This is a genomic window from Oleiphilus sp. HI0117 (genome assembly GCF_001635235.1).
The window spans coordinates 1-583 of the sequence record NZ_LWGA01000566.1 but is presented as its reverse complement, the minus strand read 5'-3'; the positions used below and the strand labels follow the sequence as shown (position 1 = coordinate 583).

The following is a 583-nucleotide window of genomic DNA, read 5'->3' as shown; positions in this document are numbered from 1 at the left end:
GAGACATTGTACCGCCACAAGGCAGCATATAACGCTGCGCATCATCAGGGTGATCACCAAAGACTTTGATAAAGGGGTATTGGGTATTTCCAAGGCTTAGGTGTTCAACTAGAGCGTCTTCAATACAACCACCTGACAAAGAACCTACTTGCATACCTAAACTTGAGTTATAGGCAAACAGACTACCGGGCGGACGAGGGGAAGCTCCCCATGTTGTAACAACCGTTACCAAAAAGACCTTTTCGTCACGAGCTAGCCACTCTTTAATCGAATTCAATACATGCTTGTTTTGTTCATACATATTAACTTAGCTTAAAAGGCATAGAGTTAAATCGCTTACCCGTAGCTTTATACAAAGCAGAAGCGATTGCTGGTGCAATCGGTGGCAAGCCAGGCTCGCCCACACCGCTTGGCGAGTCGTCTGACGGGACAATATAAGTTTTAATATCTGGAGATTCATTCATCCTCATCAAAGGATAGTCATGAAAATTACTTTGCATAACCTCACCTTCAGCAAAAGTAATCTCTCCATAGAGTGCGGCAGTCGCACCAAATATAATTCCGCTTTCCATCTGCATTGTAA

1 protein-coding gene and 1 pseudogene are annotated in these 583 nt (G+C 43.7%); both read right to left on the bottom strand.

The window, feature by feature from the left end; translation table 11 throughout:
• On the bottom strand, positions 1–301 hold a 301-nt coding region (locus tag A3757_RS06230; RefSeq protein WP_197469877.1), incomplete at its 3' end, for an XdhC family protein.
• A gap of 1 nt (position 302) precedes the next feature.
• A pseudogene (locus tag A3757_RS26530) lies at positions 303–583 on the bottom strand (xanthine dehydrogenase family protein molybdopterin-binding subunit); the annotation flags it as partial.